The 20,288-nt window shown below is 44.3% G+C and carries 21 protein-coding genes; 10 read left to right on the plus strand and 11 right to left on the minus strand.

All coding sequences use genetic code 11. The features are described 5' to 3' along the window. The first annotated feature begins 8 nt into the window (after positions 1 to 8). From ACQCVE_RS02910 to ACQCVE_RS02925, 4 genes are read left to right on the plus strand one after another with little or no spacing between them, the layout of a single operon-like run. Positions 9 to 1,136 carry an MBL fold metallo-hydrolase gene (locus tag ACQCVE_RS02910; protein WP_426861544.1) on the plus strand — a complete coding sequence of 376 codons (1,128 nt, stop codon included), beginning with the start codon at positions 9 to 11 and terminating at the stop codon, positions 1,134 to 1,136. Positions 1,137 to 1,167: 31 nt separating this feature from the next. Beyond that, positions 1,168 to 1,395 (plus strand): sulfurtransferase TusA family protein, encoded by a 228-nt coding sequence (locus ACQCVE_RS02915; protein WP_426844284.1) that lies wholly within the window; start codon positions 1,168 to 1,170, stop codon positions 1,393 to 1,395. Positions 1,396 to 1,446: 51 nt separating this feature from the next. Then, positions 1,447 to 2,229, plus strand: coding sequence for a sulfite exporter TauE/SafE family protein (locus ACQCVE_RS02920; RefSeq protein WP_426861546.1), 783 nt, complete (start codon positions 1,447 to 1,449; stop codon positions 2,227 to 2,229). A gap of 50 nt (positions 2,230 to 2,279) precedes the next feature. Then, on the plus strand, positions 2,280 to 2,705 hold the full coding sequence (locus tag ACQCVE_RS02925) for an OsmC family protein (RefSeq protein WP_426861770.1): 426 nt from the start codon (positions 2,280 to 2,282) through the stop codon (positions 2,703 to 2,705). A 48-nt stretch (positions 2,706 to 2,753) separates the two neighbouring features. Here ACQCVE_RS02925 and ACQCVE_RS02930 read toward each other — a convergent pair whose 3' ends face one another. Beyond that, positions 2,754 to 3,371, minus strand: coding sequence for an acetate uptake transporter (locus ACQCVE_RS02930; protein WP_426861547.1), 618 nt, complete (start codon positions 3,369 to 3,371; stop codon positions 2,754 to 2,756). Positions 3,372 to 4,024: 653 nt separating this feature from the next. Between ACQCVE_RS02930 and ACQCVE_RS02935 the strand changes: the two genes are divergently transcribed. From ACQCVE_RS02935 to ACQCVE_RS02945, 3 genes are all read left to right on the plus strand, one after another. Next, complete coding sequence (locus tag ACQCVE_RS02935) at positions 4,025 to 4,615, plus strand: YqaA family protein (RefSeq protein WP_426861548.1); 591 nt, start codon at positions 4,025 to 4,027, stop codon at positions 4,613 to 4,615. A 27-nt stretch (positions 4,616 to 4,642) separates the two neighbouring features. Then, positions 4,643 to 5,020 carry a VOC family protein gene (locus tag ACQCVE_RS02940; RefSeq protein ID WP_426861550.1) on the plus strand — a complete coding sequence of 126 codons (378 nt, stop codon included), beginning with the start codon at positions 4,643 to 4,645 and terminating at the stop codon, positions 5,018 to 5,020. A gap of 303 nt (positions 5,021 to 5,323) precedes the next feature. Further along, positions 5,324 to 5,704 (plus strand): VOC family protein, encoded by a 381-nt coding sequence (locus tag ACQCVE_RS02945; RefSeq protein WP_426844289.1) that lies wholly within the window; start codon positions 5,324 to 5,326, stop codon positions 5,702 to 5,704. Between the two features lie 767 nt (positions 5,705 to 6,471). On the opposite strand, the gene ACQCVE_RS02950 is transcribed toward ACQCVE_RS02945, so the two are convergent. From ACQCVE_RS02950 to ACQCVE_RS02960, 3 genes are all read right to left on the minus strand, one after another. Beyond that, entirely contained in the window at positions 6,472 to 7,263 is a 792-nt protein-coding gene (locus ACQCVE_RS02950) for an ABC transporter permease (RefSeq protein ID WP_426861552.1), read from the minus strand. Next, on the minus strand, positions 7,253 to 7,885 hold the full coding sequence (locus ACQCVE_RS02955) for an ABC transporter ATP-binding protein (protein ID WP_426861554.1): 633 nt from the start codon (positions 7,883 to 7,885) through the stop codon (positions 7,253 to 7,255). The genes ACQCVE_RS02950 and ACQCVE_RS02955 overlap by 11 nt, the downstream gene beginning before the upstream one ends. Positions 7,886 to 8,000: 115 nt before the next feature. Then, on the minus strand, positions 8,001 to 9,419 hold the full coding sequence (locus ACQCVE_RS02960) for an alanine/glycine:cation symporter family protein (protein WP_426861556.1): 1,419 nt from the start codon (positions 9,417 to 9,419) through the stop codon (positions 8,001 to 8,003). A gap of 144 nt (positions 9,420 to 9,563) precedes the next feature. Between ACQCVE_RS02960 and ACQCVE_RS02965 the strand changes: the two genes are divergently transcribed. After that, entirely contained in the window at positions 9,564 to 9,761 is a 198-nt protein-coding gene (locus ACQCVE_RS02965) for a hypothetical protein (protein WP_426844301.1), read from the plus strand. A 286-nt stretch (positions 9,762 to 10,047) separates the two neighbouring features. On the opposite strand, the gene ACQCVE_RS02970 is transcribed toward ACQCVE_RS02965, so the two are convergent. The 4 genes from ACQCVE_RS02970 to ACQCVE_RS02985 all read right to left on the minus strand — a co-directional run bounded on the left by ACQCVE_RS02970 (position 10,048) and on the right by ACQCVE_RS02985 (position 15,793). Continuing rightward, entirely contained in the window at positions 10,048 to 10,437 is a 390-nt protein-coding gene (locus ACQCVE_RS02970) for a DUF1499 domain-containing protein (RefSeq protein ID WP_426844302.1), read from the minus strand. A gap of 198 nt (positions 10,438 to 10,635) precedes the next feature. Next, positions 10,636 to 13,071, minus strand: coding sequence for a DNA topoisomerase IV subunit A (parC, locus tag ACQCVE_RS02975; RefSeq protein ID WP_426844303.1), 2,436 nt, complete (start codon positions 13,069 to 13,071; stop codon positions 10,636 to 10,638). A 3-nt stretch (positions 13,072 to 13,074) separates the two neighbouring features. Beyond that, positions 13,075 to 15,039, minus strand: a complete 1,965-nt coding sequence (parE, locus tag ACQCVE_RS02980; protein WP_426844304.1) for a DNA topoisomerase IV subunit B — start codon at positions 15,037 to 15,039, stop codon at positions 13,075 to 13,077. 343 nt (positions 15,040 to 15,382) lie between these two features. Beyond that, entirely contained in the window at positions 15,383 to 15,793 is a 411-nt protein-coding gene (locus tag ACQCVE_RS02985; RefSeq protein ID WP_426861558.1) for a CoA-binding protein, read from the minus strand. Positions 15,794 to 15,944: 151 nt separating this feature from the next. Between ACQCVE_RS02985 and plsY the strand changes: the two genes are divergently transcribed. Together plsY and ACQCVE_RS02995 are read left to right on the plus strand one after the other, a co-directional pair. Next, the gene (plsY, locus tag ACQCVE_RS02990; protein WP_426844306.1) at positions 15,945 to 16,538 is read left to right on the plus strand and encodes a glycerol-3-phosphate 1-O-acyltransferase PlsY; all 594 of its coding nucleotides are present in this window, start codon (positions 15,945 to 15,947) and stop codon (positions 16,536 to 16,538) included. Positions 16,539 to 16,678: 140 nt separating this feature from the next. Beyond that, on the plus strand, positions 16,679 to 17,803 hold the full coding sequence (locus ACQCVE_RS02995) for a CapA family protein (RefSeq protein WP_426861559.1): 1,125 nt from the start codon (positions 16,679 to 16,681) through the stop codon (positions 17,801 to 17,803). 22 nt (positions 17,804 to 17,825) lie between these two features. Here the strand turns inward: ACQCVE_RS02995 and ACQCVE_RS03000 are convergent, their stop codons facing one another. From ACQCVE_RS03000 to liaF, 3 genes are read right to left on the minus strand one after another with little or no spacing between them, the layout of a single operon-like run. After that, a complete protein-coding gene (locus tag ACQCVE_RS03000) occupies positions 17,826 to 18,458 on the minus strand; it encodes a response regulator (RefSeq protein WP_426861561.1) in 633 nt (210 codons plus the stop codon). After that, entirely contained in the window at positions 18,455 to 19,513 is a 1,059-nt protein-coding gene (locus ACQCVE_RS03005; RefSeq protein WP_426861563.1) for a sensor histidine kinase, read from the minus strand. The genes ACQCVE_RS03000 and ACQCVE_RS03005 overlap by 4 nt, the downstream gene beginning before the upstream one ends. Continuing rightward, the gene (liaF, locus tag ACQCVE_RS03010) at positions 19,510 to 20,277 is read right to left on the minus strand and encodes a cell wall-active antibiotics response protein LiaF (RefSeq protein WP_426861564.1); all 768 of its coding nucleotides are present in this window, start codon (positions 20,275 to 20,277) and stop codon (positions 19,510 to 19,512) included. Before liaF ends, ACQCVE_RS03005 begins: the two co-directional genes overlap by 4 nt. Positions 20,278 to 20,288 lie beyond the last annotated feature (11 nt).

The following is a 20,288-nucleotide window of genomic DNA, read 5'->3' on the forward strand; positions in this document are numbered from 1 at the left end:
ATAAAATGATGTCTTACCAACCAATGACAGCTAAAGAAGTGACTCAAAAAATCATTAATAAAGAACCACTTTTTATTCTGGATGTACGCAATCAAAGCGATGTTGAAGATTGGAAAATAGAAGGCTTGGAATTTCAGCATAAAAACGTACCATACTTCGATCTCCTTGATGGTGTAGAGGAAATTCTTCCGGACATTCCTGAAGACCGCCAAATACTGGTCGTCTGTGCTAAGGAAGGTTCGTCCATAATGGTGGCGGAAATGCTTTCCGAAGCAGGCAGGGACGTATATTACCTTGCAGGAGGCATGAAAGGCTGGAGCGAGCATCTTGAGCCCGTTAAAGCAGGAGATTTAAAAGACGGAGGAGAGCTATACCAGTTTGTCCGAATTGGAAAAGGGTGCCTTTCCTATATGGTCATCTCCGGCGGTGAGGCAGCCGTTATCGATGCTACTAGGATGACAGATGTGTTTACTGAATTTGCTGAACAAAAAGGCGCAGTGATCAAACATGTATTCGATACCCATTTGCATGCGGATCACATTTCCGGCGGAAGAACAATCGCTGAACAAACCGGGGCTTCCTACTGGCTGCCTCCTAAGGATGCTGAAGAAGTAACGTTTTCCTACGAACCACTCGAAGATGGAACAGAACTGAAAATCGGGGGAACGTCCATTGATATTCAAGCTCTGTATTCACCTGGACACACAATCGGCTCCACTTCATTCATAGTGGATGAGAGCTACCTGCTATCCGGTGACATCCTGTTTGTTGACTCAATTGGAAGACCGGACCTTGCAGGGCTTGCAGAAGATTGGGTTGGCGATTTGCGTGAATCCCTTTACATCCGCTATAGAGAGCTTTCAGAGGACTTGTTTGTTCTTCCAGCCCATTTTATGATGGTGAGCGAAATGAACAGCAATGGAACAGTGGGTAAAAAGCTCGGAACATTGATTGCAGAGAACCATGGAATGAACATTGCCGACGAAAGTGAATTTAGAGAGTTAGTAACAGGCAATCTGCCTCCGCAGCCAAATGCTTATCAGGAAATCCGTGAAACAAATATGGGGAAAATCAGCCCGGATTCAGAAAAACAGCGTGAGATGGAAATCGGTCCAAACCGATGCGCTGTCAGATAAATTAAAACTTATATTAAAGGAGACTGGAAAAATGAATGTACAAAAAGTATTAGACGCTAAAGGACTTGCTTGCCCGATGCCTATCGTAAAAACAAAGAAAGCTATGAATGAGTTGCAGACAGGTGAAATCCTGGAAATGCATGCGACAGATAAGGGAGCTAAAGCGGACATTGCCGCTTGGTCAAAATCAGGAGGACATGAATTGCTGCAAACAGAAGAAGAGGGCGGCGTCCTTAAGTTCTGGATAAAAAAAGGATAATAATAATAGGGAACCGGTAGTGGTTCCCTTTTTTAAAAGGAGGCAGCTTAAATGGATATAGGATTTATCCTTGTTATATTTTTAATCGGTTTTGTCGGCTCATACATTTCCGGCATGCTTGGAATTGGCGGCTCGATCATCAAGTATCCTATGCTGCTGTATATTCCTCCGCTATTCGGTCTCGCTGCATTCAGCGCGCATGAAGTATCCGGAATAAGTGCCATACAGGTATTCTTTGCAACAATTGGCGGTGTATGGGCCTATCGGAAAGGAAATTATTTAAACAAGGGGCTCATCCTTTATATGGGAGTCAGCATTTTAGCCGGGAGCTTCATTGGAGGTTTTGGTTCCAGGGCAATGTCAGAGGAAGGGATCAACATTATTTACGGGGTGCTTGCTTTGACGGCAGCGGTTATGATGTTTATCCCGAAAAAAGGAATCGATGACATTCCGCTAGACCAGGTGACGTTCAATAAATGGATTGCCATGATTTTATCCTTTATTGTAGGAATTGGGAGCGGGATTGTCGGGGCGGCAGGAGCGTTTCTGCTCGTTCCGATTATGCTTGTTGTCCTAAAGATCCCGACACGAATGACCATTGCTTCTTCCCTGGCGATTACCTTTATTTCATCAATCGGAGCAACGGCAGGAAAAATATCAACAGGACAGATTGATTATTACCCTGCTGCCATCATGGTGATTGCAAGCTTAATAGCTGCTCCGCTAGGCGCTGTGGCCGGAAAGAAAATGAATACAAAGTATTTGCAGATTATCCTTGCGCTTCTCATCTCAGCAACTGCGGTAAAAATTTGGCTTGATATTTTTAATTTTTAACGGACAGAGCTATAATACGTGTAAACGCGTAAAGGGAGGCTATACGAATGATGAAGTCCACCGTAACCTGGGCAGGAAATCTGGCTTTTGACGGATTGTCCCCGTCCGGTCATGAAATCAAAATGGATGCAGGACAGGAAGCCGGGGGCGTCAACAGCGGTCCACGGCCGACAGAATTGCTGCTGCATGCTGTAGCTGGATGCACAGGGATTGATATCGTTCTGATTTTAAAGAAAATGCGCTTGGAACCACAGGATTTCCGAATGGAAATAGAAGGGGAAAGAGCAGAGGACCATCCGAAGCGGTTCACCCGTCTTCATATTCACTATGTGCTGGAAGGGGAGCTCCCGGATGAAAAAGTCGCGAAAGCCATTAAGCTTTCAAAGGATAAATATTGTTCAGTCTCCCATTCCCTCAATGCCGACCTCAGCGTGAGCTACTCCATTAACGGTAAAGAAGGACAGCAGGAAATATAAAAAAAAGCAAAAAAAATCCTTGTCTGCGCAGACAAGGATTTTTTTCAGTTACTTTTTAAATACACCAAAAGGTTTTCCGACCGGCAGAAACTCGCGTCCAAAGTGGCCATTCAGCACAGCTGCAGCGGATCCGTAAAAGGAGAGAAGCGCAATCAGCATTTCTGAAACAGCAGCCAGCATGTGGGTCGCTTCGTGCATAATGCCGAATGAACTTAATGAAAGACCAATAAATAAGAAATCAATAAGGACGAAAATAGCAAAAAGCACTTTATGGGTCTCCATCGCACCAATCGTCATAAAAAGACTAAAGATTAAATACCCAGTGAAAGCAATGCCGAGCTGCCTTGAATCTGCGTCTGCTGCGAGCTGTTCACCGAAAACGCCAAGCTGGATCAGCCATGAAGCGCCTACTCCCAGCCAAAATAGACCGAAGGCGCCAAATGCTGTGGAGCCAAAGGTGTTATTATGCTTTGCATCCTGTATACTCGCAAACAATTGCGCGAAGCCGCCAAGGAAGATCGCCCAGGGAAGAATGAAGGCAAGACCTTCTGTTAAGCCAAGTTTTTGGGAAGATGCGACAAATGTAACCATCGCCAGACCAAAAAGGCCGATTGCCGAAGGATCGGCTGTCGTAATTTTCACATGCTGTACGTTCTGATTATTCAAGATGTACCTCCTGGTTTTTAAAATACATACTTGAACAAAATACAGGAAGAAAGCCGGGGTGTCAATGGAAGAGGCAGACAAAATCACGCAGTTTTAAGTTTTACAAAGAGCTGAGGCATATATGAAAGATATGAATACCGGATGAAAGGGGGAAGGAAGGACAAAAATAAAATCGCTGCTCCAAATCTGGAAGAAACGGTTAGCCGTATTGATTTCAGCAAGGGGGAACCGTGTAAAATTATTGATTGAAAATGAAACAGGAAATGTCTGTGAAGAATGGGATACGTCTAATAAAGTGACAGCTTTCTTCATAAGGCTCCATGCTGAAGGTGAATGACAGACGGCTCTCTTGGTAAGGACATGTATCCTGAAGGATATGATGACGTAAACCTTTTGAAGGGGATAAAAAAACTGCCCAGAATAAAACGTTCAGCCCGGATGAAACTCTCATCCCGTTTTTTTGCTTTCTCCTACTGGCATTAGGTTGCAAATTGGAATCTTTCCCATACTCAGGGTATCAAAAATATGGACATCCCTTTATAATTAGATTAAATCGAAAAATGGCGGTTTAAATCATATTTTGATGATTTGAATGGCAAGAGCCGTTCAGCAAAAGGTTTTTAAGAATTCAGTACAGGGAAGGATATATTATTTTGGACAAAATACTTCAATTAGTCGAGGATTGGGGAATATTCGGGTTAATTGCAGTCTCGTTCACAGAGGCTTCTATATTCATTATCCCTCCTGATGTTCTTTTACTTCCCATGTCAACGAACAGCCCGCATCTGGCTCTATGGTTTGGAGCAGTTACGATTTTCAGTTCCATTCTGGGTGCGCTATTCGGTTACTGGCTCGGGAAAAAGATCGGTCCTCCGATATTAAAGAGAATGGCTTCTGATAAAATGATCGCAAGGGCAGAAGAGCTCTATAAAAAATACGGCATCATGGCTTTAGTTGTAGTAGGGATAACGCCGATCCCATTCAAGGTTTTTGCCATTCTTGGCGGCATTTTGCAAGTTCCTTTAAAGTTGTTTTTAATCGGCACCATTATAGGGAGAATCATCCGGTTTCTTCCGCTTGCTGCGGCGATATTTTTCCTTGGAGACCAAGTAAAGCCCTATATAAATGAAATTACCTCCACCGGTACCGGGTTCTTTTCCATCCTGACGATCGGATTTATTATTGCCGCTGTCATTGCTGCCAGGCAAAGGTACAAAAGCAGAAAAAGAAGTTTAGATGGATAATTAGAAAAGAAGGCGAGTAAATTCATCATGAAAATAAAATTGGATATGGTTGGCATTGTAGTAAAAGACATGAAGAAAGCACTGGATTTTTACCGGGTTCTTGGACTGGCAATACCAGAGCAGGCAAATCAGGAGTCACATGTGGAGGTTTCTCAAAATGGCTTCCGGCTCGCCTTCGACACTCAGGAGATGATAAGAGACATATACGTGAGCTGGGAAAAGCCAGCCGGCCATCGGATCGAACTTGCTTTTTTATGTACCAGCCGGCAAGGTGTAGATGAAACGTTCAGCCGGTTAATGGAACGAGGCTACAGTGGACATAAGGAGCCTTGGGATGCGTTCTGGGGACAGCGCTATGCTGTAGTCGAGGATCCGGACGGAAATCTTATCAGTATATTTGCATGATCGGTTATCTTGCATCGCATTACAACAGCAGCCCAATTCTGGACTGCTGTTTTTTTGTATTTAACGCAGTTTGAAAGCTAGCGTAAACATACATGGCAGCGGTGAAGCAAGGCACGTAAAGCTGTTGCAAAAAGTTTTATGGTGGTGATGTTACCACCTTTTGATTGGATCGGAAAGCGACCGCCTGCCAGCTGCAATCAACAGCACAGTTTAATAGAGCGAATCGTTAAAAAGAAAGAGGAGCTCAGCGTTTTATAGAGAATTCTTAAGTGTTTAGAATTTTAATAAAGGAGCTGAAAAATCATGATCACGAAACTTGCTGAAGTAATGCTGTATGTTGAAGACCAGGATAAGGCAGTTGAATTTTGGACAGAAGCGGTCGGGTTTCATGTCAAGGCTGAAGAAAGCCATGACAATGGAATGCGATGGATCCAGCTTGCAGCAGAACCCAATGCTCAAACAAGCATCATTCTTCAAAACAAAAAGTGGGTTGCTGAAATGTCCCCCGAGCTTAATTTAGGCACACCGTCCCTAATGTTTTTTACTGATAATCTGGAAGAACTTCACCGTACACTTATTAGTAAAGGAATCAAAACTGGCGAAATAATGGACATGGGCGGGATTAAAGTATTCAACTTTGCAGATTTTGAAGATAATTATTTCGCGGTGATGGAAGGGAACTGACCAAGGTGCATTGAAATTGCAGCATGACAGATGGAATTGAGATAGATGATCTGCTCACAGTCAGGCTCTCATTCGCAATTAGCGAAAATAGAAGTAAATAGCGGCTATCCTTGTTTTAAGCACCAGCAAGGATAGCTTTTATTAGAACATACAAAGTATTCATGAATAAAGGCATTGGATTGGCTATGTGAAAAGAATATTGAGTTTTTTCCGGCAGGCACGGAGGGACTCTAAACCATGGGTGCAGAATAGGAATGACCGTTTACTCTTTTTATTAGTTAACATAATATATATTCTAGTTAGTAATTAAAATGAAATGAAATTAGTCTCACAATCTGAGTATACTTATGATAATGAGACAGAATAAATGGTTCTGCTTTTATTCATTTGTTTATATTTCTTATAAATTGTTTCTAAGCTTTTTTTAGCAGGATTCTCAAGCTTTCCGAACGTTCGCGAATCGGGCTTGGAGTCTTAACACTGTGCATCAGTTATTTATTCTCTTGTTTTTCATGTTCATAAGTCAATATACAATTTACTATGCACCTGCAGTACCTTACCTTGTTACTAATCGTAATGCTTCTTATTTATAGTAACTTTGAGATGTTTTTTCATTCTCTTCTTTCCTTCAACAGCTCGTTTGATTTTTTCCGCGTTTTCATACTGCTATGTTTCAATTATGTTTCAATTTAGGGTTCTTGATATGGATATTAACCTTGCTATTCCTTATTTATAACAACCCCGAACCATAGTCCGGGGGTTATAAGCTATTCCTGATCAATAACAAGCTGTGCCCATTTATTGAAAAAAAGCTTCGTACCGAGACGAATAAATAACAGCACACATAAAGCTGTACTCCCCGTAATGCTCAGCAAAACGACAATCTGATACTCAATGGCTACTAAGGGGCTTGCGCCTGCGAGAATCTGACCTGTCATCATGCCTGGAAGAAAGACAATTCCCATCCCGAGCATATTGTTTAATGTAGGCAATATTGCAGAATCGAAGGCGGAATTTACAATAGTCCTGGAGGCTTCTTCAGGCTTTGCTCCAAGCATCAGTGCCCCTTCTACAACGTGTTTCTGTTTCTTCATTCCCTCGGTCATGTTTTTCACGCCAAGCGTCAATCCTGTCATCGAATTGCCAATAATCATTCCGGCAATCGGAATAAAATACCGCGGTTCATACCATGGTTCAAAATGAACGACGATAAAGTTGAAGAAAAGCAGACTGGCGATCGATCCAGCCAGCATGGAGACAGCAATCGAGAGTTTCAGCTTGCTGGATAGCTTCTCTCCCACCTGCCGAAAGATGTTTATCACCGCAAACGTCTCCATGATTAAGACTATGAGAATGGAGATAAAAGGGTTTGGCCGTTCAAATATGTATGTTAACAGATAACCGACTAAAACGAGCTGAACGGTCATTCTTGCAGTGGCAAAGAGTATCTTCCACTCCCGCCTAATCCCCCTTCGCTTTACAATGAAAAGGAGCAGGACAATAAATGAATAGGCAGCAATCAGCCTCCATAAGTCAATGTTGATCATGTTATCCTTCATCGTGTGTACCCTTCTTTTGTTTTCTTAACGTTATGACCTGATCGCTGTATCGTTCAGCTATATCATTAGAATGTGTGACCATAATGACCGTTTTGCCTTTAACCATCTCTATAAACCGGTTAATGATTTCATCTTCAGTCCCGTCATCGAGTGAGGATGTCGGTTCATCCAGCAAAAAGCATTCAGGCTCCATTAAATAAACTCTTGCCAGAGCAAGTCTTTGCTTTTCACCGCCAGACAATTCCTCTGCAGACTGATCCAGCTCCTTATCAAGCTTCACGAAGGCCAGTGCCTCTTTCAGTGTATCCTCATCTGACGGGTCTTTTCCGGAAAACTTTCTGCCAATTTCAAGGTTGTCTTTAATGGATCCCTCAAAAATGACAGGCTGCTGGCCGAGCATAACCACTTCCCTTCTGTGGGTGATGGGGCTGCGCGCTGTCAGTTCCTGACCTTCATAAGTAATGGAGCCACTATCAGGGGAAAGAAGGAGATTCAGCATTTTCAGCAGCGTGGATTTACCTGCTCCGCTCTCACCAATAATGCTGGTGACCTTTCCTTTTTCAATTGCCATTTGTTCAATACGCAGTATATCTTTAAATGTGAGATTCGTAATTTTAAACATGCGAAAACCTGCTTTCTAAAGGTAAAACCAATTTATTCTAAAGCATTTTTCCACGATTCCGGCTTTTATAAACAGAAATGCGCTGTCTCATAAAAGAAACAGCGCATTTTTTGCATTATTTTTTTGGAGATGCGGTTTCATCCCACGATTCAATATTTTTCAAGCCCGGTACCGATTGCTTTGTAAAAACAGGGTCCAGTCCTTCTTTCCTTTGCTTGTTATAATCAGCCAATACTTTCATGGCGATTCCTGAAAGCAGAGCAATGGCCACGAGGTTGACGATCGCCATCGTTCCCATGAAAACATCCGCCAGATCCCATACGAGCTGAAAACCGGAGACAGAGCCGAATACAACCATGATCAGAACAGCAAAGCGGTACACATAAAGCCATACTTTGCCGCGGTTAAGGAATTCAATGTTCGTTTCCCCATAATAATAATTCCCGATAATAGAGCTGTAAGCAAATAGGAAGATACATACAGCAAGGAAAACCTGAGCCCAGCTCCCAATGTGTTCACTAAGAGCTGCCTGAGTGAGCTGGATGCCTTCTAATTCAGCATTTGGTGTCAAATCATACAGCAAAATCAAGAATGCTGTTGCGCTGCATACTAGGATCGTATCAAAAAACACCCCGAGTGACTGGATAAAACCCTGTTTTGCAGGATGGGAAACATGAGCCGTAGCAGCCGCGTTCGGTGCACTCCCCATTCCCGCCTCATTGGAAAACAGTCCCCGCTTGATCCCGTTCATTAAAGCAGCCCCGACAGCTCCTCCGGCAGCTGCCTGAAGACCGAACGCAGAGGCTACAATTGAACTGAAAATGGCAGGAATTTGCGTAATGTTCATAATGACAACAAACAAGGCTACTAAAATATACAATCCGGCCATGACAGGTACAATCAGCTGTGTTGCTGCGACAATCCGCTTTAGTCCGCCGAATATAACGAGGGCGGTAAGGATTACCAAAATACCGGCCATTAAGAACTTGTTAAAAGCAAAAGCTTCTTCAAAAGCGAGCGCGATGGTGTTAGCCTGAACCGCATTGAAGATCAAACCGAAGCATAGCGTGATTAGAATGGCAAATAGGATTCCCATCCAGCGCTGTCCGAGTGCTTTTTCCATATAATAGGCCGGGCCGCCGCGGAATTGATCGCCGTCCTTTACTTTATAAACTTGAGCAAGTGTACTTTCTACAAAAGCGGTCGCCATTCCGATCAGGGCAATCACCCACATCCAAAAAACCGCACCGGGACCTCCCGCTGCAATGGCGATGGCTACACCTGCAATATTACCTGTTCCGACTCGGGAAGCGGCACTGATAAAAAATGCCTGAAGAGAAGAAACCCCTTTTCCCCCTTCACCGGAAAGCATATTTTTATCTCCGAGCAAACGGATCATTTCTCCAAAAAAACGAACCTGAATAAACCTTGAACGAATGGTAAAAAACAAACCTAACCCGATAAGCATGTAGATTAGGAGATTTCCCCAAAGCAGATCATAATATCCATAAAATAACGTATTAATAAACTCCATAGTAACCCTCCAAAATGTAATCCCCATGTAAGGAAACCTATCATGAGACTTATATATTATACCAAAAGAATGCTTTTTGTATAAATTATTTTCTTTTCACCTCCTGGTACCCTTGCTAAACTAAGGATACAGGAGGTGTCGGATATGTTCAGGTATGTAACGGCAATTCTTTGGCTTTCCCTCTACGTGGTTCTTACTGCAAACAATCACGGCCATTACTGTGATCCTGCTTCGTCCGAAATGATTGAAGAGCCGGCTGTTCATGGAACTGAATGGCATCCATCAAACGGACTGGATGACTGGAAGCTGCACCCGTACATACCCTGGCACACCTCCCGGTAAAATTCCTCATCCTAATCATTATAAGCGCAGGTGTGATTGAGTTTAGACGAAGAGGTTTGCTGAAGGTCTTCCTTTTGGCTGTTTTTTACCATTCCTCTTATTTTCGAGCATTCGAACACGAACCCTTCAAATTTAGGCTTTAGTTTATGCAAAGGGGGCGTACCGTATGTCCTGGTTAAGAGCAATCATGATTTCCGGTTTTTCACTTTCAGCTGTGACCCTGATGTATTATCATGGAACCGAAATCTTCCATGCGTTTGTGGATTATTTCTCAGATAAATAGAAACTACTGAGGGACAGCGCGCGAATTGTGCTGTTCTTCTTTTTTTACATAGCTTTGCAGAATGTGCTCCGCTCTTCGTTTGTTTACTCCAAAATCCGAATACCCGGTCCGGGAAGAAGATTTTATATGAATCTTCTTATTTTCAGAATCAAACCAGATTTCAACATCGTCTTTGAACTTAAACCATTTTGAAACAAAAACGCAGCGGATAAAGACCGAATCTTCTTCCTTAACAGTAACCCTTTTCATCGATTGCAGCAGTTCCTTCATAAGGTGCATGGCGGTCTGCTCTTCTTCAGAATAGCTCACTGGCTTAATGTGCTGAGGTTTTTCTTTGTTAAACGTAGAAACACAATTTCTTTTGTTTTTATCACAGGCATGGATCCGATTCACAGTTTCCCTCCTCTCAAAAGCCTTTCCCCATTTATTCCCTATACGGAAAGAAGGGAAACGCTTACTTTAAAAAAACGATCCGGTTTTCGGGCTAAAGTGCTCCTTACCCCTCATCCAAACTGTCTGCTTTTCTAGGCACCAGCTTTTTGTAAAAACATTAACAAAGAAAGAAAAGCCTGAAAAATCCAGGCTTTTTACTCAATTCTCAGAAATCCAGTCATTTGTCCAGACTTCTGATACACTGCCAGCTTCCTGCTCATCTACTGCAAAGGAGCCATTGCTGTAGCGGTCATTATTTCGATAGGAACTGGATCGGACCATTTCGATCTGGCCTTTTGCTGTCTTGATACACACCATTACATCCTTAGCTGTTACGAACGCCGCAGTCAGGCGGTGAGGGTTTTTCTTTAGTTCCCTGAGCATGATCAGGCCCCGCTTTGCTCTGGAGGAGCGGTCGAACTCAGCAGTTAAATCCATTCGTTTAACGGCTCCCCGATGGGTAACAATGAGCAGAGACGGGGCAGTGTTTTTAGCAAATACCTGGCCGCTGATGACATGATCACCAGGTTTCAGGCCGATTCCCTTAACTCCTGCTGCTCTCGCTCCAACAAGCCCGGCTTCCTCTTCACCGAACCATAATCCGTATCCGAGATGGGTCGTAAGAAAAAGGTCGGCTTGGCCGTCTGTCAGATGCAGATCCACTAATTCGTCATCATTTTTCAGGTTCAGGGCTACAAGCGGCTTGGAATACCGCTGTGCTTTATAAGCGGTAAGCTCAGTCCGCTTCACCATCCCGTTTTTCGTAATGAACAGCAAATAATGGTGCTCCGTAAACTCTTTCACGGGAATGGCTTTAATAATGGTTTCATCTCGTTCAATTGGGATGATGTTGGCAATATGCTGTCCAAGATCCTTCCATCGTATATCAGGAAGTGTGTGAACAGGACAGTACAAGTAGCTTCCTTTATTCGTAAACAGAAGCAAAACATCCTTTGTGTTCATCTCAAGCTGTGTGATCAGGCGGTCTTTTTCCTTCATGCCGAATTCCTGCCCGCTCGAAGCGGAAAACGACCGCTGGCTCGTCCTCTTAATATACCCATCCTTTGTGACGGTGACGATTACATCTTCTGAAGCGACCATTACTTCAAGGTTGATTTTTATTTCCTCAATCTCGGCCTCTATCAAAGAACGCCGGTCATCTAAGTAGGTTTTCTTTAATTTCTTCAAATCTGTTTTAATGACTCTAAACAGCGTCTTTTCGTCATTCAAAATAGCTTCGAGTTCCATTATTTTTTTATCCAGCTCTTCAGCCTCTTGCCTGAGCGCTGTGATATCCGTATTGGTGAGCCGGTAAAGCTGCAACGTAACAATGGCTTCAGCCTGGGGTTCTGTAAAATCAAAGGATGAAATAAGGTTTTCCTTCGCATTTCGTTTATCCGATGAGCTGCGGATAACGGCGATCACCTCATCCAGGATCGAAAGTGCCTTGATAAGGCCTTCAACGATGTGCTGGCGCTCTTTTGCCTTGCGAAGCTCATATATGGAACGGTTTGTAATAACTTCCCGCTGATGCGTAATATAAGCATCCAAAATTCCAGTGAGCGTCATCAGGGTAGGTCTGCGGCCAGCGATTGCGACCATGTTAAAATTATATGGAATTTGAAGATCGCTGTTTTTGTAAAGGTAATGCAGAACGCCTTCCGCATTAGCGTCTTTTTTCAATTCAATGACGATGCGGAGTCCGGTACGGTCTGTTTCATCCCGCACCTCTGATATTCCTTCAACCTTGCGTTCAATCCTGAACTCATCCATCTTTTTCACAAGGTTTGCTTTGTTGACTTCAAATGGGATTTCTGTAATCACAATTTGCTGTCTTCCGCCTTTTACGGTTTCAATACCGGCTTTTCCGCGGATAATGATTTTTCCTCTTCCTGTTTCATACGCTTTTTTAATGCCCTCTAACCCTTGGATGATTCCGCCTGTCGGAAAATCAGGTCCTTTAATGACCTCCATCAGATCCTCTACAGTACATTCAGGATCATCGATGCGTTTAATTACAGCGTCAATGACCTCTCCAAGATGATGAGGCGGGATATCCGTTGCATACCCCGCTGAGATGCCGGTGGAACCATTAACGAGCAGGTTCGGGTATTTGGCGGGCAGTACAACCGGTTCTGCACTTGTGTCATCAAAGTTTGGAATAAATTCTACGGTTTCTTTGTCAATATCCCGAAGCAGTTCTGAAGCGATTGCGGAAAGGCGGGCTTCTGTATACCGCATGGCAGCAGGGGGGTCTCCGTCTACGCTGCCGTTGTTGCCGTGCATTTCCACCAGCAGATTCCGCACCTTCCAGTCCTGGCTCATCCTTACCATCGCTTCATACACAGACGAATCTCCGTGAGGATGATAATTCCCGATGACATTTCCGACCGTTTTGGCTGATTTTCTGAATCCTTTATCCTGGGTGTTTCCCTCTGCATACATGGCATAAAGGATTCGTCTTTGAACCGGCTTCAAACCGTCCCTGACATCAGGAAGCGCTCGGTCCTGTATAATGTATTTGCTGTAACGTCCGAAACGGTCGCCTAATACTTCTTCTAATGGCAAATCATGAAATTTTTCTGTAAGCGCCATAGATTAATCCTCCTCTGCGACCGACAAGTTTTCGTTTTCCAGAATGTTGCTTTCATCGTCAAGGCCAAATGCGACATTCCGCTCAATCCATTTTCTCCGCGGTTCTACTTTATCTCCCATAAGGGTGGTAACCCTGCGCTCAGCCCTCGCTGCATCATCAATCCTCACCCGGATCAGCGTGCGCGTTTCCGGATTCATGGTCGTCTCCCAGAGCTGATCTGCATTCATTTCACCAAGTCCCTTATAGCGCTGAATAATGGTCCCTCTTCCGACCCGCTTCTGAACCGTTTTGAGCTCTTCATCTGACCAGGCATATTCCGCCACTTCTTTTTTGCCGGTTCCTTTGCTCACTTTATAGAGTGGAGGAAGAGCGATAAAAACCTTGCCCGCCTCTATTAGCGGCTTCATGTACCGGTAAAAGAAGGTAAGGATCAGCACCTGGATATGGGCACCATCCGTATCGGCATCTGTCATGATGACGACTTTATCATAGTTGATATCTTCAACGAGGAACTCCGCCCCGACTCCGCCCCCGATGGCGTGGATGATGGTATTGATTTCTTCATTTTTAAAAATATCCTGAAGCTTCGCCTTTTCCGTATTAATGACCTTTCCCCTCAAGGGAAGCACAGCCTGGAATTTTCGGTCCCGGCCCTGTTTGGCAGAACCGCCGGCAGAATCCCCCTCCACCAAATACAGCTCATTACGCTGCGGGTTCCGGGATTGGGCAGGGGTCAGTTTTCCGCTGAGAGAGGTTTCCGAACGCTTTCTTTTTTTGCCGCTCCTTGCCTCTTCACGTGCTTTCCGGGCTGCTTCCCTGGCCTGATACGCCTTAATGGACTTTCTCACAAGCAAGGTGCTGATGTCCGGATTTTCTTCAAGGAAATAGGAAAGATTCTCAGAAATGATGGCATCTACCGCAGATCTTGCTTCACTCGTTCCAAGCTTTCCTTTTGTCTGTCCTTCAAATTGAAGGAGTTCCTCAGGGATGCGTACGGAAACGATTGCAGATAGGCCTTCGCGTATGTCCGAGCCTTCAAGGTTCTTATCCTTTTCCTTAAGAAGTCCGGCTTTTCTCGCGTACTCATTGAAAGCTCTGGTCATGGCTGTTTTTGCTCCAGCCTCGTGGGTGCCGCCGTCTTTTGTACGGACATTGTTTACAAAAGAAAGAATGTTTTCCGAATAGCCGTCATTAAACTGAAAAGCAAATTCGGCGTGAATGCCATTCTGTATGCCTTCAAAAGAAACAACCGGATTCAGGGAATCTTTCTCTTCATTCAGATATTCTACAAACGCCTCGATTCCGGTTTCATAGTAGTAGGTTTCTTCAAGCTGATCCCTCTCATCTTTTAGCCTGATTTTAAAGCCCTTGAGCAGGAATGCAGATTCCCTCAGCCTCTCACTAAGTGTTTCAAAGTTGTAAACGGTGGCGCTGAAAATAACCGGGTCCGGCTTAAAATGAATGGTCGTTCCGGTTCTGTTCGTTTTGCCCTTCCGTTCAAGTGTCGTGACAGGTTTTCCCCCATTTTCAAAGCGCTGCTCATAAATCGTCCCATCCCGGCAGATGGATACGACGAGCCATTCTGAGAGGGCATTCACAACAGACGCCCCAACTCCATGAAGGCCTCCGCTCGTCTTATATCCCCCCTGGCCGAATTTTCCTCCGGCGTGAAGAACCGTCAATATTATCTCAGGCGTTGGTTTGCCCATTTTATGCATCCCTGTAGGCATTCCACGCCCCTTATCTTTAACAGAAATGCTATTATCTTTGTGAATGGTCACTATGATTTCATCACCGAAACCTGCCAATGCCTCATCCACTGAGTTATCTACGATTTCATAGACCAAATGATGCAGTCCCCTGCTGTCTGTGCTGCCGATATACATCCCCGGTCTTTTTCTGACTGCCTCCAGTCCCTCCAGCACTTGTATGGCATCATCGTTGTAATCAAATTGCTGCTTTACCAAAGACTTGTACTCCTTTCAGCCATCCGCTTCCAATATCCCGAATGAGAACGTGTGTTTCTGTATTGTACCGCATGAATTCACCAAAATACAAGGCGCACCCTGAATGAAGGCGAACAAACGCTCCTTTCACTCCTTTTCAAACTAGAAAATTTTTCATGAAAAGGAATGTGTCCAAGCACTATTTTATCTTTTCCGCTGTATTTCGCAAACCTAAATTTGTAAGGAGGCTCGAATTTTCTATAAAAAGCGGCTTAAATCCTTTCATTTGAGGGTTTCAGGTGGGGACTCAAGAGGAGAAATGGCAGAGGGCCCGCTCATCATAATGGAGAGAGCCCTCTCCTCTCTACTTCGTTATGGCATGCTCTACTTTTATGCATCGGTCCATTATGACCGTGCAGCCTTTTTCTTTTAGCATCTCGAATGTGTCTTCATGGACAACGCCCAGCTGCGACCAAAAAATCTTGGCATCCGTCTTAAGGAAGTCTTCCGCAATTTCCGGCAGGAACTCGGATCTTCTGAAAACATTCACGATATCCACAGGTCCTTGTATGCTCATCAGATCTGGCACTGCCTTCACTCCCAGCGCCTCTTCAATCATTGGATTAACAGGGATAATCTCATACCCTGCTTCCTGCATAGCCTTGCTGACCATATAGGAAGTGCGGTCAGGATCGGCTGATAATCCTACTACAGCGATTCTCTTGTTCTCTTTTAGTATACGTCCGATTTCATCTCTTGAAGGATTCTTAATCATTTAACCTCACCCCTTTTCTTTATTGTATAGACGAACAGAGGATGAAAGCAAATTCAGAGTCTAAAAGATTTTTCATGTCAGCTAGTGGTACAGGACGTATCATGATAAACTATACATAATCTTAGCTGCATTTAAAGGAGTACGGACGTTCATGATTATAGCTGCCATTATTATTATTGCATATTTGCTTGGTTCCATTCCCTCCGGCCTCATTGTCGGCAAAGCAGGCTACGGAATTGATATACGGGAACATGGAAGCGGGAATCTGGGAGGAACCAATACCTTCAGGACCCTTGGCGTGAAGGCCGGATTGATTGTCACGATTTCTGATATTTTAAAAGGAACCGCCGCCGCCTCCGTCCCTCTCTGGTTCGGAAGTGATTTCCACCCGCTCCTCGCCGGAATTTTTGCCGTCATCGGACATATGTATCCAGTCTTTGCCAGGTTTAAAGGCGGAAAAGCTGTAGCAACCTCAGGCGGTGTCCTGCTGTTTTACGCACCTGTCCTTTTTATCACCATGCTGGCGTTTTTCTTTATTTTGCTGCTTGTAACCAAATATGTATCTCTTTCTTCCATGCTCTCTGGATTGTATGCGGTAGTATTTTCCGTCATTCTGGGGGATGTATGGCTTATAGCAGTAACCTGTGTGCTTACCGGATTTGTTATTTACCGCCACAGAGCCAATATCAGCAGGATTAAAAACGGGACAGAACCTAAGGTCCGTTTTGGCAAAAAAGCCGTTTAACACCGTTATGAGAAGTCAAAGATGCTGCCTTAGCCAACTATGGAGGCAGCTTTTTTCTGTCTTTTAATTTCCGCTGCTTTCCGATATGATAGAGAAGCATACATACATGCAAAATATGACATTAGATAAGGATCGGTATCATGAAAAAATCAATCATAACCGGCATCATTCTTTTACTTATTCTGGCTGCTGTCAGCCCCATCGTGCTTAGACCTGATCAGCAGGACCCTGATTACTCCATCCAAGATATGCCGCTAAGCGGATATTCCCCCATTCATAAGCCCTTTCAATCCTCCGTAACCTTATCCGCAGCGGGAGACTTTCTAATTCATGGACCTGTATATAAGGATGCCGAAACCGGAAAAGACCAATATGATTTCCGGCCGATGCTTGAGGAAGTCCGCCCGTATTTTGAAAGCGCAGACCTGGCGTTCATTAATCAGGAGTCGATTTTAGGAGGTTCGTCAATCGGGCTCTCCTCCTATCCCTCTTTTAATACACCTCAGGAAGCAGGCGATGCACTGATTGAAGCTGGAATTGATATTGTGAGCATGGCCAACAATCATACACTCGACAGAGGTGAAAAAGCCATTTACAGCGCCATTGGTTACTATGAAGAAAACAATTTGCCCTACGTGGGGGCCTACAAGAACGAAAAGGATTCAGAAACCCACCGGGTTCTGAACAAAAATGGAATCAGATTCGGCTTTCTCGCCTACACGTACGGGACCAATGGCATTCAGATTCCTGAAGGAAAGCCCTTTTTAGTTAACTATATTGAACAGGAGAAGATACAAAAAGATATTCGGGAAATGAAGGCTTTATCTGACTGTGTCATTGTCAGCATGCATTGGGGAGCGGAATATCAGCGATACCCTAATGAGGAGCAGAAACTTCTTGCAGCTCAATTAGCAGAGGATGGAGCCGATGTTATTATCGGCCATCACCCGCATGTCCTTCAGCCAATAGAGTGGATCACGAACAGCAAAGGAGAAAAAACCCTCGTCATTTATTCTTTAGGAAACTTTCTTTCCGGACAGGAAAGGGACTATAAAGACATAGGAGGGATTGTGCAGATCCCTTTTACAAAAAATTCGGATGGCGGGTCCGCAGAGGTCAGCATCGTAGAGCCGGACTTTATTCCGACTCTCGTAACAAACCGCAACAAAAAGGATTACCGCGTCCGTATTCTGAAAGATGTGGATCCGAAGCTGAACCAATCAATCCGCGAGCATGTTCTGTCACCGGCAGAAGATAAAAAATGAGCCCTTTAACCAGGCTCATTTTTTATTGGACCAGCTCGTTTTTAAAGGCATAAATAACAGCCTGAGTTCTGTCATGGACTTCCAGCTTACTTAAAATATTGCTGACATGAACTTTAACCGTCTTGATTGCAATGAAGAGCTCATCAGCCATTTCCTGATTGGATTTGCCCTGAGCCATTAACAGCAATATTTCCATTTCTCTGGCTGTCAGCTCATCGTGAAGTCTGACACCTTTAGGCTGTCTCATTCTCTGCATCATTTTTCCGGTCACTTCCGGTTCCAGGACTGACTGGCCCCTGTGAGTCTCCCGGATGGCTCTTGCAATTTCGCTTGCTTTTGAAGTTTTCAGCATATAGCTTGATGCTCCGGCCTGAAGAGCCGGGTACACTTTCTCGTCATCAAGGAAGCTGGTCACAATAATGATTTTCGCTTCCGGCCATTTTTCAATAATCATCCGTGTTGCTTCAATTCCGTCCATTTCCTTCATCACAAGATCCATCAGGATGATGTCAGGCTTTAACTCCAAGGCCATGCTGCAGGCCTCGCCTCCATCCTCTGCTTCGCCGATGATTTCAATATCCGGCTGTGCATTTAAATAGGATGACACACCGATTCTTACCATTTCGTGATCATCTGCAAATAATACCCGTATCATTCCATTTCCCCTCCTGTTTCTGCTTCAGGCATTTCAGGCAGAGGGATTCTTACCTCAAGCCGGGTCCCCCTGTTAGGCAGACTGAGGATCTTTACAAGTCCTCCAAGCTCTGCAGCCCTTTCTCTAATGTTCTGCAGCCCGTATGAGCCGGCTTTCGTCTGATCGATCTTAAATCCGACTCCATCATCAGTTATCCGCAGGATTGCCAATTGTTCTCTTTTGATAAGAAGGACATCCAGCTGCTCTGCTTTCGCGTGTCTCAGGGTATTGGATACTGATTCCTGCAAGATACGGAACAGATGGTCCTCTACTCCCTTAGCCATTGTAAACGGCTCAAGCTTCCAATGGACCTCCAAAGGAACTTTATGTATCAGTTCAGACAGAAGTTCTTCAATGCCCTCTTTCAATGTTTTGCCTTTAAGAGCAGCCGGCCGAAGGTGAAGCAGCAGCGCCCTCATTTCCAGCTGGGACTGGTGGATCATTTGTTCAGTCAGCTTCATTTGCTTTGCTGCAGTTTCAGAATCGCCATCTCCTTCGTTGATTGCAGACATCAGCATAGAAGCTGCAAAGAGCTGCTGGCTTACTGAATCATGAAGTTCACGGGCCAGCCTCTGTCTTTCGAGGGAAACCATCGCCTGTACTTGTTTTTCATAATGCTCGGCTTTTTGATTTGCTGTTTTCTGAAAGAGTTTGATCTGCTCCGTTTGCTTTTTGCCCAGCCTGCTGAGGCGGCTCCAAATCTGTTTTACTTCGGGTGCTGCAGACAGATCGAAATGGACATTAGAATGCTTGCCGCTCTCGAGTTCCTGCAGATAGCTGTCCATCAATTTAAGCTGCTTTTTAAAGCCTGCACCTGAAAAAAGTCCATAAAGCAAACCAAGTCCCAAGCATATGAGCAGGGCAAATAAAATGAACGGCAGGTCTGCAACCTCTCTTTCCCATAAAATAGCCCAGTTAGCAGGAGGGAAAGCCATAAACCAAACACTGAAAAGTGCGGCAAAAATAAGAAAAGCCAAAATCATCCCGGAGAACAAACTTCGCACCAAAATGCTCATTTCCGTTTCACCTCAAGATCCCCTGCAAGCAGAGCGGTGCAGATTTTCACCTTTTCTTTTGCTTCTGTATAGCCTTCGGTCTCGATGAAGATCATTTTATTAACCGTTCTCGGTTCCTTGAAATGGAGCACGTTCACTGCCCCTGCACCGACGGAGTGCTTTAAAGAGATTTCCATGTCATAGGGAATAAAAATCTGAACATTTCCTATAAAACCACGGATAAAAATAACGGCTTCTCCTTTAGGCAAAACAGTATTGGTTAAATCTATGACTGTATCCCCTATCCCGGTTTGAATGGCAATGTCCTGCCATTCGTAAATGTCTTCCGGAGTTGCTTGATTGCCGAACAGAAAATTACCGATTAGCGGCTTATGAACAACAATGGTTTCAGGCGTTTCCTTTTCCAGCCTGACTTTCATTTGAGGATTAATCACAGACTTGTCTTTATGGCTTTTCACATATTGATAAATGGTATAGCCCAAAACGGCTAAAATCAGAAATTTAAAGGCCAGCGTATTTAAGAGGGTGAAAGAAAAGAAGATCACACCAAACCAGAAGATAAATTTGCCCCGGGTGCGCAGCATATTTTTACGTCCGTAATAGATGCAGCCGATTGTAAGTAAAAGAAAAAAGACAGTTCCCCCATCATGAAACGTGAACTCAAGCAATAATAGGGCGATGCCGGTGAGCAGGAACAGATTGATGGTTTCGGTTGGCAGTTTAGAGAAAATGGCAATCGCCTCCTTATTGTGAAAAAGGCGCATAGCTGCGCCTT

It is taken from the genome of Metabacillus sp. 113a (assembly GCF_050107635.1).
Classification (GTDB): domain Bacteria; phylum Bacillota; class Bacilli; order Bacillales; family Bacillaceae; genus Metabacillus_B.

Bases quoted from the DNA above. Each gene is read 5' to 3' on its own strand.
- ACQCVE_RS02910 (WP_426861544.1), top strand. From the start codon at position 9: ATGTCTTACCAACCAATGACAGCTAAAGAAGTGACTCAAAAAATCATT.
- ACQCVE_RS02915 (WP_426844284.1), top strand. From the start codon at position 1,168: ATGAATGTACAAAAAGTATTAGACGCTAAAGGACTTGCTTGCCCGATG.
- ACQCVE_RS02920 (WP_426861546.1), top strand. From the start codon at position 1,447: ATGGATATAGGATTTATCCTTGTTATATTTTTAATCGGTTTTGTCGGC.
- ACQCVE_RS02925 (WP_426861770.1), top strand. From the start codon at position 2,280: ATGAAGTCCACCGTAACCTGGGCAGGAAATCTGGCTTTTGACGGATTG.
- ACQCVE_RS02940 (WP_426861550.1), top strand. From the start codon at position 4,643: ATGAAAATAAAATTGGATATGGTTGGCATTGTAGTAAAAGACATGAAG.
- ACQCVE_RS02945 (WP_426844289.1), top strand. From the start codon at position 5,324: ATGATCACGAAACTTGCTGAAGTAATGCTGTATGTTGAAGACCAGGAT.
- ACQCVE_RS02950 (WP_426861552.1), bottom strand. From the start codon at position 7,263: ATGAAGGATAACATGATCAACATTGACTTATGGAGGCTGATTGCTGCC.
- ACQCVE_RS02955 (WP_426861554.1), bottom strand. From the start codon at position 7,885: ATGTTTAAAATTACGAATCTCACATTTAAAGATATACTGCGTATTGAA.
- ACQCVE_RS02960 (WP_426861556.1), bottom strand. From the start codon at position 9,419: ATGGAGTTTATTAATACGTTATTTTATGGATATTATGATCTGCTTTGG.
- ACQCVE_RS02965 (WP_426844301.1), top strand. From the start codon at position 9,564: ATGTTCAGGTATGTAACGGCAATTCTTTGGCTTTCCCTCTACGTGGTT.
- parC (WP_426844303.1), bottom strand. From the start codon at position 13,071: ATGGCGCTTACAGAAAAATTTCATGATTTGCCATTAGAAGAAGTATTA.
- ACQCVE_RS02985 (WP_426861558.1), bottom strand. From the start codon at position 15,793: ATGATTAAGAATCCTTCAAGAGATGAAATCGGACGTATACTAAAAGAG.
- plsY (WP_426844306.1), top strand. From the start codon at position 15,945: ATGATTATAGCTGCCATTATTATTATTGCATATTTGCTTGGTTCCATT.
- ACQCVE_RS02995 (WP_426861559.1), top strand. From the start codon at position 16,679: ATGAAAAAATCAATCATAACCGGCATCATTCTTTTACTTATTCTGGCT.
- ACQCVE_RS03000 (WP_426861561.1), bottom strand. From the start codon at position 18,458: ATGATACGGGTATTATTTGCAGATGATCACGAAATGGTAAGAATCGGT.
- ACQCVE_RS03005 (WP_426861563.1), bottom strand. From the start codon at position 19,513: ATGAGCATTTTGGTGCGAAGTTTGTTCTCCGGGATGATTTTGGCTTTT.
- liaF (WP_426861564.1), bottom strand. From the start codon at position 20,277: ATGCGCCTTTTTCACAATAAGGAGGCGATTGCCATTTTCTCTAAACTG.